Source organism: Salinisphaera sp. T31B1 (assembly GCF_040361275.1).
Classification (GTDB): Bacteria; Pseudomonadota; Gammaproteobacteria; order Nevskiales; family Salinisphaeraceae; genus Salinisphaera.
The window spans coordinates 74569-89411 of sequence record NZ_APNH01000004.1 but is presented as its reverse complement, the minus strand read 5'-3'; the positions used below and the strand labels follow the sequence as shown (position 1 = coordinate 89411).

General features: G+C 63.9%; 10 protein-coding genes. 4 read left to right on the top strand and 6 right to left on the bottom strand.

The features are described from left to right. Positions 1-166: 166 nt before the first annotated feature. Positions 167-2605 (bottom strand): mechanosensitive ion channel domain-containing protein, encoded by a 2439-nt coding sequence (locus T31B1_RS15145; RefSeq protein WP_353250366.1) that lies wholly within the window; start codon positions 2603-2605, stop codon positions 167-169. A 206-nt stretch (positions 2606-2811) separates the two neighbouring features. Here T31B1_RS15145 and T31B1_RS15140 point away from each other — a divergent pair, with 206 nt between their 5' ends. Then, a complete protein-coding gene (locus T31B1_RS15140; protein ID WP_353250365.1) occupies positions 2812-3288 on the top strand; it encodes a hypothetical protein in 477 nt (158 codons plus the stop codon). 136 nt (positions 3289-3424) lie between these two features. On the opposite strand, the gene T31B1_RS15135 is transcribed toward T31B1_RS15140, so the two are convergent. Together T31B1_RS15135 and T31B1_RS15130 are read right to left on the bottom strand one after the other, a co-directional pair. Next, the gene (locus tag T31B1_RS15135; protein ID WP_353250364.1) at positions 3425-4687 is read right to left on the bottom strand and encodes an aspartate aminotransferase family protein; all 1263 of its coding nucleotides are present in this window, start codon (positions 4685-4687) and stop codon (positions 3425-3427) included. A gap of 115 nt (positions 4688-4802) precedes the next feature. Next, positions 4803-5954 carry an isocitrate/isopropylmalate dehydrogenase family protein gene (locus T31B1_RS15130; protein ID WP_353250363.1) on the bottom strand — a complete coding sequence of 384 codons (1152 nt, stop codon included), beginning with the start codon at positions 5952-5954 and terminating at the stop codon, positions 4803-4805. Between the two features lie 315 nt (positions 5955-6269). On the opposite strand from T31B1_RS15130, the gene glpK reads away from it, so the two are divergent. Then, on the top strand, positions 6270-7769 hold the full coding sequence (gene glpK / locus T31B1_RS15125; protein ID WP_353250362.1) for a glycerol kinase GlpK: 1500 nt from the start codon (positions 6270-6272) through the stop codon (positions 7767-7769). Between the two features lie 17 nt (positions 7770-7786). Here the strand turns inward: glpK and tadA are convergent, their stop codons facing one another. Beyond that, positions 7787-8248 (bottom strand): tRNA adenosine(34) deaminase TadA, encoded by a 462-nt coding sequence (tadA, locus tag T31B1_RS15120; protein ID WP_353250692.1) that lies wholly within the window; start codon positions 8246-8248, stop codon positions 7787-7789. 723 nt (positions 8249-8971) lie between these two features. On the opposite strand from tadA, the gene T31B1_RS15115 reads away from it, so the two are divergent. Next, positions 8972-10198 carry a porin gene (locus tag T31B1_RS15115; RefSeq protein ID WP_353250691.1) on the top strand — a complete coding sequence of 409 codons (1227 nt, stop codon included), beginning with the start codon at positions 8972-8974 and terminating at the stop codon, positions 10196-10198. Positions 10199-10217: 19 nt separating this feature from the next. Then, the gene (locus T31B1_RS15110; protein WP_353250361.1) at positions 10218-10676 is read left to right on the top strand and encodes a hypothetical protein; all 459 of its coding nucleotides are present in this window, start codon (positions 10218-10220) and stop codon (positions 10674-10676) included. Positions 10677-11483: 807 nt separating this feature from the next. On the opposite strand, the gene T31B1_RS15105 is transcribed toward T31B1_RS15110, so the two are convergent. Together T31B1_RS15105 and T31B1_RS15100 are read right to left on the bottom strand one after the other, a co-directional pair. Continuing rightward, complete coding sequence (locus tag T31B1_RS15105; protein ID WP_353250360.1) at positions 11484-13502, bottom strand: TRAP transporter permease; 2019 nt, start codon at positions 13500-13502, stop codon at positions 11484-11486. Positions 13503-13597: 95 nt separating this feature from the next. Next, the gene (locus T31B1_RS15100; protein ID WP_353250359.1) at positions 13598-14596 is read right to left on the bottom strand and encodes a TAXI family TRAP transporter solute-binding subunit; all 999 of its coding nucleotides are present in this window, start codon (positions 14594-14596) and stop codon (positions 13598-13600) included. Positions 14597-14843: the final 247 nt, after the last annotated feature.

Sequence of the window (14843 nt, the reverse complement as noted above, 5' to 3'; positions counted from 1 at the left end):
CCGATGATCAGATCGCCTAACCGGTTGCCACGGCTGGGCCGGCCCATCGGTGACGATTTCTTGACCGTTATATGACAGTGCGACCTTCGCAAGCCAGCTGTCCAAAAAAAACCCCGCGGTCGCCTGAGGCAACCGCGAGGTCGAAGCGCAGAAGCGCCTCGGGCGCTTAGGCCGGCGCGTCGCCGGTTTCGCTGGGCGCCGAATCATCGCCCCGGCGACGCTCCTTCAGCTGCTGCGAAGCGCCATCGTGGTCTGCCGAGGCTTCGATGATCCGCAGATTCGCCGCCGGTGCCTTGCCGTCGCGATCCTCGCCGAAGTACACGGTCGAGTGTGGGAACGGAATCTCGATACCGGCGCGGTCGAAGTGGTACTTGACCAACCGGTTGAAGGCTCGGCCGACGCCCCACTGCGTGCCCGGCTTGGTCTTGATCATGATACGGATGTTGACCGAGCTGTCGGCCAGCGCGGTCACCCCCGGCACGGTCATGTCCTCGAGAATATTGCCACCGGCGACCGGATCGGCCTTGAGCTCGGCAAACGCTTCGCGCAGGTAGTAGATGGCGTTGTCGATATCCTCGCGATAGGCAATGCCGTACTCGGTACGGAAGTAGGCCCAGTCACGCATGTAGTTCGACACGACGGTGGCCGAGGAGAACGGCACGATATGGTAGGCACCGTCGATATCGCGAATCGACACCGAACGGATCGTCAGCCGTTCCGCCGTGCCGGTGATCCCGCCTACGGTCACCACGTCGCCCGTGTTCATCGCATTCTCGAGCTGGATGAACACGCCGGTAATAATATCCTTGACCAGGCTCTGGGCACCGAAGCCGATGGCCAGACCGAGCACACCGGCGCCGGCGATGAGGGGGCCGATGTCTACGCCGATCTGTGACAAGGAAATCATCAGCGTCATGGTGATGATCACGATCGCCAGTGCATTCCGGAACAGCTCGAGCAAGGTCTCCTGACGCGCGGTCGGCTTGCCCGTGCCCGTGTTGGGATTGAGCCGGTGTTCGATGACGCTCGCCGCCACCAGCCAGATCAGCGCCGCCGCGACCAGCACGATCAGTACACGCGTAACGGTCGAAACGACGGCCAGCCCGGCATCGGACGCCAGCCAGGCGCCAAGATCGAAAAGCTGCCAGGCGTTGGCCACCACGAGTGCGAAGACCAGCAGGATCAGCAGCCGAATCACCTTCAGCGCGTTCGGCACATAGGAGTTGACCCGCGCCTCGAGCATGGGCAGCTTCTCTCGGACGCCGTCCGAGAACGTGACCCGCTTTCCGATCGCCTTGGACAACAGGCCCGAAATACCGAAGCCGACCGCTGCGGCAAGCAGGGTCTGCAGCGTGGCCGAAATCATGAACGGCAGCGCATCGGTCGGATCGATCTGGCTGGAGACGAACAGCGTGGTGAAGTAAGCGATCGCCAGCAGGATCCAGACCTTGGCCATGATCCTGAACAGGACCGCGAAGAAGCCGACGGACGCGGCTTCCGCGCTCCGGTTGAGCCGCTGGCTGAACAGGCGGCGGTTCTTGAAGATCACGCCGAGCGCATAGACGTACGCCCCGCCCATGACCAGGAAGCTCACGATCGCGCCCATGAAGAACGACAGCTGGGCGTTGACGATGGGCACGAGCACCAGCGTCGAATAGCCGATGATGCCCACGAACCAGCGCAGACGGATGCTCCACCAGCCGGCAACCGAGCTGGGAATATTGAGCAGACGCAGGTTCTCGTAGCGAGCGGCAAATACCGCTCGGATCGCAACCTTGGTGAGCTCGATCAGCACGAACGCATTGATGAACAGCGACTCGCGCGTGCCCATGCTGCCGGACTCGCCAAAGGCATACAGCCCGGCCAGATAGCCGGCGCCGCCGGCCAGCAGCACTACGGCCACGTCCACGATCAGTGCCATCAGAATCGCGCTGCCGCGACGCACGATGACCCCGACCCCGGTTTCCGCCCGCTGGGAAAACCGGCCGATCATCGCAAACAGGCTCGCTGCCAGGATGCGGAGCACGAAGAACGCGACGACGGTCGATACCGCCACCAGTGCAAACGTGATGACCGCGTTGAAGAAGGCGGTCGCGTCGAACGTCGGGCCGGGACCGCTGTCTTCGTTGATCGTGGTGATCATGCCCCAGGTGGTGGCCAGCCGTGTGCCGATCGTCTCGGCCCAGTCCGAGGTCGTCTGGGCAAAGCGTCGGGCGAACGACACCCGCTGTTCGCTCGCCGCGGCCTGCTCGACCGCTGCCGTGGGCGCATCTTCCGGCGGCGCCTTGTCGAGTGCAGCGTCGTCTTTGGCGTCTGCCGGCGCCGGCGCGCCGGCGTTTTCGGCAGACGCCTTGTCGCCCTGGGCTTGCGGTGCAGCCTGGCGCAGCTGCTTGACCAACTGCTCGCGGGTCGCCTCGTTTTCGATCAGGTCGGCGAGGCGATCCAGCTCAAGTGGCTTGGTGCTCGCCTGACTACCGCCACCACCGGCCGAGTCGGCGGACTGTGCCACGGCCAGCGGCGAACAGACGAGCAGCGCCAGACAGGCTGTGAGAACGAAGGCACGCAGAGCGTTGAACGGATCTCGCGGTGTTCGCGCTCGATTCATGATGCGTTTTCCTTGACGGTATGCTTGGTTACCAGCCGACGAGCTCACTCGAAGCCGGTCCTGCGGGATTCGATGACCGCACATGATGCCGGCACAGAGCGCGAGTGACAAACCAGTGGTGCCGGGATCGGCCGCGCCCTGTTTCACGCAGGGTTCAGCCAGCGGCGCGGATAGTCGTTGTATCACCCACCCGGCCGAGGCGTGTCATGCGTATCACCCTGTTGTGTCTGCTGGCGATTGCCGCGCTGCTTTCGGGCTGCGCGAGCAGCGGCTACGGCCCCGGTTACGGCCGGGTCTATGCCAGCGATGATGCTTATCGCGGTTACCCCGCCTACGGCTACCATCGTTACGATCGACGCTCCGGTCGGATCTACGACGAACGCGCCTATATCGAACGCCAGCGCTATCAGGAGCGCGCCTACCGCGCACGGCTGGAAGCCGAACGCAGGCGGCATTCGAACCACGATGGCGACCGGCGCTGGGCACATGACAAGCACGACCGGCATACCGACCGCCGGCATTACGATCGTCGTCGTGCCGACGATCGCCACAGCTCCAGGCGCGAGCCTCATGGTCGTCGAGTCTCGCATGGCGAGTTCGAAAGCCCGCGTGGTTCATCCCATCGCGAGCGGGCCCGCCCCGATCACGGCCGCGGCGACCGGCGCGCGCGACGCCGGGATTGATGGAGCACACACGCGGTCGAATCGAGGCTCCACGCGGCGCCCGGCACGACGCGCTATTCGCCGAGTCCTGCCTCTGGCCGACATAAAAAAGCCGCTGCCCGTCGGACAGCGGCCGGGAGGTCTCGGCGAGTACCGATCAGGCCGTGGCGTCGAGCGCCTTGGCGAAGATGTCCACGCCCTCGTCGATCTGTTCGCGGCTGACCACCAACGGCGGCAACCAACGCACTACCTGCTTGTCGGCGCCACAGCGCAGCAGTAGCAGACCGTGTTTTTCACATGCCTTGGCGACCTTGTCGGCGCGGCTGCCGTCCGGCTGGCCATCCTTCTGGAACTCGGCGCCGATCATCAGGCCCTTGCCGCGCACATCGCCGATACAGGCATGCTTGTCGGCAAGCATGTCCAGCCGCTCCTTGAGATGCGCGCCCTGGGCGCCGGCATTCTCGACCAGCCCTTCCTCTTCGATCACGTCGAGGGTGGCCAGCGCCGCCGCACAGGCGACGACATTGCCGCCATAGGTGCCGCCCTGCGAACCCGGCAGACCTTTTTCCATGATCTTGCGCGGCGCCGCACAGGCCGACAGCGGGAAGCCGCTGGCCAGGCCCTTTGCCGTGACGACGATATCCGGCTTGACGTCGTAGTGGCTGTGCGACCAGAACTTGCCGGTACGGCCGTAGCCGGCCTGCACTTCATCGGCGCCCAGCAGCATGCCGTGCTTGTCGCAGCGCTCGCGCAGGCCCTGCATGAACCGGGTGTTGGCCGGCACGAAACCGCCCTCGCCCTGGATCGGCTCGATCAGCATGCCGGCGGTGTCGCCGGGGGCACTGATGGTCTGCAGGATATAGTCGAGTTCACGCAGGCAGAAATCGGTGGCCTGCTCTTCCGACCAGCCGTAGCGGAAGGCATTGGGAAACGGTGCGACCACGACGCCGCCCATCAGCGGCTGCAGGCCGGCGGTATAGGCCGTACCCGAGGTGGTCATCGATGCCGAACCCATGGTGCGGCCATGAAAACCACCGTGGAAGACCACGATATTGGGCCGCCCGGTGGCGTGCCGCATCAGGCGCATCGCCGACTCGGCGGCTTCTGTGCCGGCGCTGGCATAGAAGATGGAGTCGATATCCCCCGGCATCTTGTCGGCCAGACGCGCCGACAGTTCCTGGATGGGCTTGTGCATGATGGTCGTGTACTGACCGTGAATCAGCTTGCCGACCTGCTCCTGGGCGGCGGCGACCACCTTCGGGTGACAGTGGCCGGTGCTGGTCACGCCGATGCCGGCGGTGAAGTCGAGATATTTCTTGCCGTCGGTATCGAACAGGTAGCAGCCTTCGCCGCGATCGACATGCACGTCGGTGGCCTGCTTGAGCAGGGGCGACAGATTGCTCTTGCTGCTTCCCATCATGACGGGTCTCCTGGGGCTATCGGTTGGAATTGCGCGCGAGCCTAGACGCGATGGCCGCGCGTTTCAATGCACAGGGCGATGACGCCGGCCAACTGCCGTACGCCACACGAAAAGATCACAGTGCGGCGACGATCGCGTCGCCGATCGCATCGGTTGCGCGCCGATCGCGGCCGTGCTCGGCCAGATCGGCGGCGACCACCTCGCGCAGCGTCTGGCCGGCACGGGCCGCGGCCGGGTCTTCGACGCCCATCCATTCCAGCATCATGGCCGTGGTCAGCAGCATGGCGGCCGGGCCAGCCAGATTCTGGCCGGCGATATCCGGCGCGCTGCCATGGGTGGGTTCGAACATCGGCGGACGCGAACGATCCGACGGGTTGATGTTGCACGACGGCGACACGCCCATGCCACCGTTGAGCACCGCCGCCAGGTCGGTGAGGATATCGCCGTGCAGGTTCGATGCCACCACCACGTCGAACATCCAGGGGTGGCTGACGAACTTCATGCAGGCCGCGTCCACCAGTTCGTGGTGGGTGTCGACGTCGGGGTAGTCCTTGGCGATGGTCGCGAACATGTCGGTATACATGTCGCCCCAGAAACGCTGGGCGTTGCGCTTGGTGACCAGACACACCTGACTGGCCTTGTCGTGCTGCCCGAAGGTCCGGGGCCGCGCTTCGGCTGCGCGGTCCTCGGCGCGGGCGCGCGCCTGCTCGAAGGCATGCCGGATGATGCGGTCGGTCGCTCGATGAGTGAACAACGCCACCTGGGTGGCGATCTCGTTGGGCGTGCCCACCGCCAGCCGGCCGCCCTGGTTGACGTACTCGCCCTCGCTGTTTTCACGGATCACGAGCATGTCGATATCGCCTGCCCGCTCGTCGGCCAGATACTGCGGCGCCCCCGCCATCGGCCGACACGGGCGCTCGCAGCACCATTGGTCGAACCCCTTGCGGATCTCGAGCAACGGGCCGAGCGATTCGGCGTCGGACAACAAATAACGGTCGGGATCGCTGCTCGGGCCTGGATCACCGAGCGCGCCCAGCAAAATCGCATCGAACCCGGCCAGCTGATCGAGATAGTCGGCCGGTGCGCTTTCGCCGTGCGCCTGGTGCCAGGCATGCGAGGGCCAGTCGAAGGTGGTGCACTCGATCGACAACGCCGGATCGGCGGCCACCAGCGCCTCCAGCGCCCGACTTGCCTGGGCGACCACTTCCGGGCCGATACCGTCGCCGGGCAGAACCGCGACGCGCCATTGCTTGGTTTGTTCGTTCATGACGCAGAGGCTACCACCGCAACGTCGCCGGGCCTACAGCGGCCGCCGATCCGGTGCGCGCGGCCCATGTTCGTGCCCGAATGGCGCCGAGACAAGGCGCTGATTTGAGCGGCCGGCACATCGCCGGATCCGGCCGGCCAACGGTAGAGCCAGTTGTGCACGTCCGGCATTTTGCGCCCGATCAGCCGCGCAGCACGCCGGCGCCGCCGTCACGACCGGACCCGAGGGCGCCATACGGCCGGCACGCGGCGCGCCGACGTGTTCAACTCGCCGGACGACCGCTACATTGACAGGCCCGCGAACCGGAGAGACCCGATGAATCACAAGTACGTGCTCGCCATCGACCAGGGCACGACCAGTTCCCGTGCGATGCTGTTCGACCATGCCGGCGCAATCGCCGGCGTCGCCCAGCGCGAGTTCGAACAGATATTCCCGCAGCCCGGCTGGGTCGAACACAATCCGCGCGACATCATGACCAGCGTGCTCACCACGCTCACCGAACTGATCAACAACAGCCAGGTCGATGTCGGGGACATCGCGGCCATCGGTATCACCAACCAGCGTGAGACCACCGTCGTCTGGGACCGCGCCACCGGCCAGCCGGTCCACAACGCGATCGTATGGCAATCGCGCCATTCCGCCGAAATCTGCGACGCGATGCGCGCGGCCGGCCATGCCGATCTGATCCACGCACGCACCGGGCTGGTGCTGGACGCCTATTTCTCGGCGACCAAGCTCAAGTGGCTGTTCGAGCACGTGGACGGACTGCACGAGCGCGCCGTCGCCGGCGAGCTGGCCTTCGGCACCATCGACAGCTGGCTGGTATGGAATCTCACCGGCGGCGACGTCCATGTCACCGATGTCACCAACGCCTCGCGCACGCTGCTGTTCGATATTCGCAAACGCGCCTGGGATCCGGAGCTGCTGGCCCTGTTCGGCGTGCCCGAGTCGATGCTGCCCGAGGTGCGTTCGTGCAGCGAGATCTATGGCCACGTCCAGCCCAAGTATCTGTTCGGCCACGAGGTACCGATCGCCGGCATTGCCGGTGACCAGCAGGCGGCGCTGTTCGGCCAGGCCTGCTTCGAACCGGGCATGGCCAAGAACACCTACGGCACCGGTTGTTTCACCCTCATGAACACCGGCAGCGAGGCCACCGATTCCGCCAACGGGCTGCTCACCACCATTGCCTGGGAACTGGACGGCGATCTCGAGTACGCGCTCGAAGGCAGCATCTTCGTGGCGGGCTCGGTGGTGCAATGGCTGCGCGACGGGCTGCGCATGCTGGGCAAGTCGAGCGACTCCGAAGCGTATGCCGAACGGGCTCGCGACAACGACGGTGTCTATCTGGTGCCAGCGTTCACCGGCCTGGGCGCGCCCTACTGGGACAGCCATGTACGCGGCGCCATGTTCGGGCTGTCGCGCGGCACGACCAAGGAACACCTGATCCGTGCGGCCATCGAGGCCATCGCCTACCAGAGCTGCGATGTATTGATCGCGATGCAGGCCGACGCCGGCCTGGCGCTGAGCGAGCTGCGCGCCGACGGCGGCGCCATCGCCAACGATTTCCTGGCCCAGTTCCAGGCCGACATGCTCGGCGTCGATCTGTTGCGTCCGCAAATCAACGAGACCACGGCCCTGGGCGCGGCTTACCTGGCCGGGCTGGCGGTCGGTTTCTGGAAATCCCGCGACGAAATCGCCGACCTGTGGGCGATCGAACACCGCTTCACCCCGGCCATGCCCGTCTCCGAACGCGAACGCCTGTATGCCGACTGGCAGCGCGCGGTGAAGGCGACCGTGGGCTTCCGGGTGGACTGACCGCGGCCCCGGTCGTGTCAGCGTCGGCGTGCGCGGAAGAACGCGCGCAGCAGCTCGGCGCTTTCGCCGGCCAGCACACCGCCGTGATGGATCACCCGGTGATTCAGACGTGGCTCGTCGAACACGGAGAAGATCGAATGCACCGCACCCGCCCGAAAGTCGTCGGCGCCGTAGACTACGCGCGCGACACGCGCATGCCCGATGGCACCGGCGCACATCGCACAGGGTTCCAGCGTCACGTATAGACACGCCCCGGGCAGACGATAGTTTCCGGCATGCGCACACGCGTCGCGGATCGCCTGGATCTCGGCGTGTGCGGTCGCATCGGCCGCACCGATCGGCCGGTTCCAGCCCCGGCCGATCACCACTTCGTCGCGGACCACCAGCGCGCCGACGGGCACTTCGCCCTCGGCGTTGGCGCGCCGGGCAAGCGTCAGCGCCTCGGCCATCCAGGCCCGGTCGATTTCATCGGTGGTGATCAAGACAATGCCCTGTCCCGGGTTGGCCGGTATGTCATATCGCGTGTGTTGCGTGTCATCAGAGCCCACCCGCAGCGCCGAGACAAGGCCCGGCATGTCACCGATCGTCGGCCGTCGTCGAGCATGCCGCCGGCCCAGCGGCACATCGGGCATGCGTGTGCCAGTCAGGGGGACGTGCCGCCAGCTTCAAGCGCTGCATGACCTGGCGGCGTACCGGCCATCCTCGCCACGTTGTGCCCGGCATGGAACACCTATCGTTTCGCCAGCGCTGTGCATTCCCAGGAAACAAGGTGTCGACCCATGACAGTGAGACCATATATGCACCGCGTCGAGACGCAATACATGCCCGCGCATGGACGGCTTTGAGGATCGAAACCTTAAATCATCCTTTAGTCGCAAGCCGCGAATGGTTTGAAGTTTCGCCCTGCAAAACATAACTTGTCTTTGTATACCGTTTAACAAGCCAACTTATTGGAAGCACGACAAATTACCCGCTTATTTAGCGTGTCATACGCATGCAAACTGATAGCTCTACGACCCAACATACTGACTGGTATAGCAATAAATAGTATACAAGGTATTAACAGATGCTTGACATCATGTCGGGTGCTGCCTATAAGCCTTGTGCTCGGCCCGCAATTTTCGGTCGCATCGTCATACCGGCATGTATCGATATCGCAGGTCGAGAAGGGGAGTTTTCTATCCACGGGGTCGTCATTGGTGATGGGCCCGCACCGTCTGGCTCAACCAATCGACGAGTACCGGCGGCACCATTCTTGGGGAGTACATCTCATGAACAGTTTTGGTCCTCGAATCGTTCTCGGTTCGACGCTGTCTGCCGCCACGCTGCTGGGCTTCGCCCTGCCGGCACAGGCAATCGACTTCAAGATCTCCGGTCAGGTCGACCGTGCCATGATCGCCGCCGACAATGGCGAGGATTCGGACATCGGCTTCGTCGACAACGTCGGCTCGAACTCCCGTTTCCGCTTCACGGGCGATCAGGCGCTCGACAACGGCATGACGCTCGGCTTCGCCTACGAAATCGGCCTCAACGAAAATACTTCGACATCGTTCGATGTCAACAACGGCGGCGGCGACAACGGCGACTTCCTCGACAATCGTCTGGCCAACATCTACCTCGAAGGCAACTTCGGTCGTCTGACGTTCGGCAAGCTCGACGGCGCGGGCAACGGCTCCTCCGAGCTGAACTATTCCGGCGCTATGTATCTGGGCGGCGGCAACGCTGCCTCCTTTTACCATGCCGGCATCAGCTTTCTGGACAATGACGGCAACACGATTACCAACCTGAGCGGCGCGCTCAATCCATTCGATTCCCTGTCGCGCCAGAATGCCGTGCGCTACGACACGCCGAGCATCGGCGGCGCGGTTTTGTCGGCCAGCCTAGATAATGGCCACGCCTATGAACTCGCCGGTCGCTATGAGAGCGATTTCGCTAATGGGGGCAAGTTTGGCTTAGTCGGTGTCTATCTCGACAGTCAGTCGCAAAGCCGCGATATCGAACCCGACGGCACCGTTATCAACGACGGCGCGCGTTTCCAGGAGGCCGGCGGATCGGCTTCGCTGCTGCTGCCCTCGGGCCTGAACTTCACCGGCTCCTACAAGCACCGGAACTACAAGAACGGCGACCCGAGTGCCGACAACTACTATGCCAGCGTCGGCTATATCATCGACAAGCATCACTTCGAACTGAGCTATAATCAGACCAACGATCTGCTCAACGACGGCAGTGAAGCGAGCGGCTACGGTCTGGCCTATGTATACAACTGGATGAAGAGCGTCGAGCTGTACGCTTCGTACCACTTGTACACGCTGGATAATGCTGACTTCACGAATAAGGACGACGCTGGCAATGTTGTTTCAAGTGGGTCCGACGTCGACGCCCAGGACATCAATGCCCTGTACCTCGGCACCCGCCTGAAATTCCTCTAAAAGCTGGAACGATCCGAGTATGAAACAACGCGTGACCCGAACCACATCACGCCTTGCCGCGGGCAGCATCGCATCTGCGATGCTGCTCGTCGGTTGTGCGGGCGTGCATACCCAACCCGCCGATTACGACAACCTGGCGGGCTCCGGCGACCGCATGGCCGAAGGCCCCGGTCTTCTGGCGCCCGACGATCAGGGCTCGTATGACGACGGGGTCCGCGTCTATTCGTCCGATCGTTCCCAGCCGGCGCTGATCAACCGCGGCAATACCCAAACGGCCGACTCGTCGGCCACCCCGGTGGCGGCTCAGCCGCAGCCGATGCCCGAGCCGTCGGCAGCCCAGCGTCAGGACTTTCAGGATTTCCAGGACTACAAGCGTTTCCGGAACATGTCCAAGGACTCCCCGGAATACCAACGCTTCAAGGACTGGCAGGAATGGAAACAGTATCAACAATGGCAACAGAGCCAGCCCGACCGCTAGGTTTACGCTGAACCTGCCGTTATCTGTTCAGGCCCGGCATGCATGCCGGGCCTTTTTTTGTCTTTTTTAGTCAGGAATTGTGGCGATCGCGCGTACCGGGGTAACCCAGGGCCATAATGGCGGCACGCGCGTGATCGATCGGATGTCCGCAGCGTGCCCCATTTCCGATTCCCCGGCGTGCTGCTGCACTTGCGACCAGGCAAACTTCCAGCCCCCGGTTGAGGGCTGTCGACACAGCGTCGACTAGGCCGCTTCACGCAGATGCCCGTGCCGACGAGATGCGGCTCCAGAACGATTTCAGGTTCGGATCGTTCGGGCCGGTCTCAGACAAGCTGCCCGGGCCGGCGCGGTACGCCGGTCACCCCCCTCGCCGACGTGCGTCCATGTCGCCGCGCGACGGGGCGAATACGCACGAGCATGACCTGACCCTCGAGATTCCCGAACCAAGTTCTGTACTTGATCGAGTTCCGGTCTGTGCGTCGGATTGCGCGATCCAGCCACCCCGCGGTGCGCCCCTCGCCCGGCACGCTCGTCGATTGTCTCTTCTGGCGCAGCCGGCGAAAGGGCCTTCCCGACACGCGCGCTGAAGCATCGCACGCGGGCTCGCACGCGACGATCGACCACGACGGGAGCCGCTCAGCTGGCCGGCCGACACGACCGACCACGCCCGTTGACCGACGTGCCATGAGCCGTAACAACAACACCCCGGCGGCGGTTGGGACTGCGGGGAGCGACGCCATACCGACAGCCACCCGATCTTCGAGCCGACCGGGCCGACTTCCCGTGCCGCGACCGGGACCGCGGCCGTCACGCCGTCCCGGCGACCGTCCCCGGATCGTTGCCGGCCCGATACCGATGAAAGAACACGACCGCGGCCATGAGCGCGATGCCCAGGGCATCGGTCCAGCCGCCCGGCTTGATCATCAGGAGCGCGCCGGCCAGCATCACCAGCCGCTCGGACCAGTACATGCGGATCTGCAGGTAGCCCTGGGTGGCGGCGACGAAACCGAGCATGCCGGCCAGCGCGGTGGCGATCACCCACGCGCCGTTGTACCAGCTGCCCACATCGATGAGCAGCAGCTGCGGGTTGAAAAAGAACATGAACGGCAGAATCGCCGTACGCAGGTCATAGATGAATCCCTGAACACCGGTGGCGATCGGGTCCGCGCGCGATATGGCGGCGGCCGCATACGCGGCCAGGCCCACCGGCGGCGTGTCGTCGGCCAGGATGCCGAAATAGAACACGAACAGGTGCACGGCCACCAGCGGCACGTCCATGCCCGCGGCTTGCGACAGATTCACGATCACCGGGGCGACCAGTGCGGCCATAACGATATAGTTGGCGGTAGTGGGCAGGCCGATGCCCAGAATCAGCGAGGTGATCGCCGACAGAATCAGCACGATCCAGACATTGCCGCCTGAGAGCACGTCCAGCACCTGGGTGAGCCCGTAGCCCAGATTGGTCATCGTGACCATGCCCACGATGATGCCGGCGGCCGCTGTGGCGATGGCGATGGTGGTCATGTTGCGGGCGCCGAGTTCCAGACCTTCGACCACCAGGCGCACGCCCTGCCAGAGACCGCGGGCGATTCCGCCCTTGCCACGCAGACCCTTGACGGCCTCCTGCACCAGAATCAGGCCCATGAGCGCGAAGGTGGCGTTGAGTGCACTGCGTTCGGGCGTCAGCTGCACCCACATCAACTCGTAGAGCAAGAAGGCCACCGGCAGCAGATAATGCACGCCCCTGATGAAGGTCGGCCAGAACGGGGGCAGCTCGGCGCGCGGCATGCCCTTGAGACCGAGCTTGAGGGCTTCCAGATGCACCACGTACAACAGGCCCAGATAGGTCAGCACCGCCGGTACGATCGCGTGAATGACCAGCTGTGAATAGGGCATGTTGATGAAGGTGGCCATGATGAAGGCCGCCGCCCCCATGATCGGTGGCATGAGCTGACCGTTGACCGACGCCGCGACCTCGGTCGCGCCCGCCTTGACCGGCGGATAACCGATCTTCTTCATCAGGGGAATGGTGAACGTGCCGGTGGTCACGGTATTGGCGGTGGACGAACCCGAGATCACGCCGGTGAGCAGGCTGGCCACGACCGACGCCTTGGCCGGGCCGCCGCGGAAGGTGCCCAGACCGCTGTAGGCCAGATCGACGAAGTACTGACCGGCGCCGGCCTTGTCCAGCAGTGCGCCGAACAGCACGAACAGGAACACGAACGTCGCCGACACCTGGATCGGGGTGCCCCAGATGCCCTCCGTGGTGATATAGAGCTGCTGGATGACCTGCGGCCAGTCGTAGCCGTTGTGCAGATACAACACATCCGGCGGCGTCAGCGGGATGATGCCGGCCGGGCCGGTGATGCCGTAGATCACGATGATGCCGGCGATGATCGGCAGCGCGAAGCCGATGATCCGGCTGGCGGCGATGGTCAGGAAGACAATCAGTGCAGAGCCGACCCAGACATCCCGGGTGGTCGGCAGGCCGCCCTGGATGACTACGATATTGTAGTAGTCGAACAGGATATACAGCGCGGTGGCGACGCTCGCCGCGGCCAGAAGCCAGTCGTACCAGGGGATGCGGTCGACCGCCCCGCCCTTGCACGGATAGGCCAGGAAGGCGAGCGCAAAGCCGAACGCGAGATGGATGGAGCCGATCTTCTGCGGATTCAGGGTACCGAAGTAGCTCGCGTAGAGCTGGAACAGACTCCACGCCACGGCGATGATCACGAGCAGCCAGCGCTGCCAGACGATGTTCGGTTCGCGCCCGCCGTATTCGCCCTTGACGATGTCTTCGGCTTCGGTGCTTACATGCTCGCTCATCTTGCTGTTCATCCCCGTCCGAGAGTGCCAAGCAAAAAGACCCCGACCAGCGCGGCCGGGGTCCGGTCATTCAACCCAGCGTCCTGTCGTTCGAATCAGGACGGGGGCATCAGGTCATCCGTGATCTCGATATCGTGCTGCTTGAAGAATTTCACGGCGCCCGGATGCAGCGGGATGGACATGCCCTCCAGGGCGGTGTCCAGGGTGAAGTACTTCTTCAGGTTCGGGTTCTGGATATCGTTGTAGAACGCCTTCTGGCTCTTGGAGAACACGGTTTCCATGAACTGATAGACCGCGTCTTCCGACAGATCCGAGGAGGTCACCAGCATCGCCTTGAGCGTGACGGCGGTGGCGTCTTCATCCATGCCCGGATAGGTGCCGCCGGGAATGTCGATCTCGGTATAGAACGGGTACTTGGCATGGAGCTGCTCGATCTTGGACGGGTCCACCGACACCAGGTTGATCGGCGCCGTCTGCGCCGCTTCGGTGATCGCCGACGCACCCAGGCCGACGGTGTAGAACATGGCATCGATCTGACCGTCGCGCAGCAGGCCGACGGCGGATCCCGCGCTGCCGCGCACCGGCGCCTTGAGATCATCGATCGACATGTCGAAAGCACCGAACAGGTTCTTGACATCCTGCTCCGTACCCGAGCCGATATCCCCTACATAGACGCGCTTGCCCTTCATGTCGGCAATCGTCTTGATGTCGGAATCCTTGCGGGCCAGGATCTGGATGGTTTCCGGATACAGCACGGCCACGCCACGCAGATTCTTCACCGGCTTGTCCTGGAAGGCCTCGACGCCGGTGCCGTTGTAGGCATAGTAGGCGACGTTGTTCTGGCTGATGCCCATCTGCAGCTGGCCTGCGCCCACGGCACGATCGTTGAACACCGAACCGCCGGTCGAACGCGCGTTGGCCCGCACGTCGGTGCCGGCCTCGTTGAGAATCTTGGCCATGCCGACCGCGGTCGGATAGTACAGACCCGTGGTCGAGCCCGAGCCGATCGTGATGAAGGTCTTGGCCCCGGCCAGCGCGACAACGCCGAAGACCAGCGTCGCCGCGATGACGATTCTGAGTGTTTTCGAAATCATGGTGTTAGGTACCCCCGCCCATGTGATGGTAATAAAGCCTCGCCGCAACGCGGCGCGTTTTTCGAGTCTAGTCCAACCGGTGGCGCGGCAAAAGGCGCCATACGTCTAATGAGCCGCCACCGGCCGGGCCACGCATTGTGCTCGGGTTACAGCAATCACCGTGCCAGTGCCGGCGTCGGTGCCATCGCTTGATTGAGACCGTCACGCACGCATGTTCGCTGTTGTGTTGTTTCATTCGTCATCACAG

Excerpts from the sequence above, each read along its gene's own strand:
- T31B1_RS15145 (WP_353250366.1), bottom strand. The coding sequence starts at position 2,605 with ATGAATCGAGCGCGAACACCGCGAGATCCGTTCAACGCTCTGCGTGCC.
- T31B1_RS15140 (WP_353250365.1), top strand. The coding sequence starts at position 2,812 with ATGCGTATCACCCTGTTGTGTCTGCTGGCGATTGCCGCGCTGCTTTCG.
- T31B1_RS15135 (WP_353250364.1), bottom strand. The coding sequence starts at position 4,687 with ATGATGGGAAGCAGCAAGAGCAATCTGTCGCCCCTGCTCAAGCAGGCC.
- T31B1_RS15130 (WP_353250363.1), bottom strand. The coding sequence starts at position 5,954 with ATGAACGAACAAACCAAGCAATGGCGCGTCGCGGTTCTGCCCGGCGAC.
- glpK (WP_353250362.1), top strand. The coding sequence starts at position 6,270 with ATGAATCACAAGTACGTGCTCGCCATCGACCAGGGCACGACCAGTTCC.
- T31B1_RS15115 (WP_353250691.1), top strand. The coding sequence starts at position 8,972 with ATGGGCCCGCACCGTCTGGCTCAACCAATCGACGAGTACCGGCGGCAC.
- T31B1_RS15110 (WP_353250361.1), top strand. The coding sequence starts at position 10,218 with ATGAAACAACGCGTGACCCGAACCACATCACGCCTTGCCGCGGGCAGC.
- T31B1_RS15105 (WP_353250360.1), bottom strand. The coding sequence starts at position 13,502 with ATGAGCGAGCATGTAAGCACCGAAGCCGAAGACATCGTCAAGGGCGAA.
- T31B1_RS15100 (WP_353250359.1), bottom strand. The coding sequence starts at position 14,596 with ATGATTTCGAAAACACTCAGAATCGTCATCGCGGCGACGCTGGTCTTC.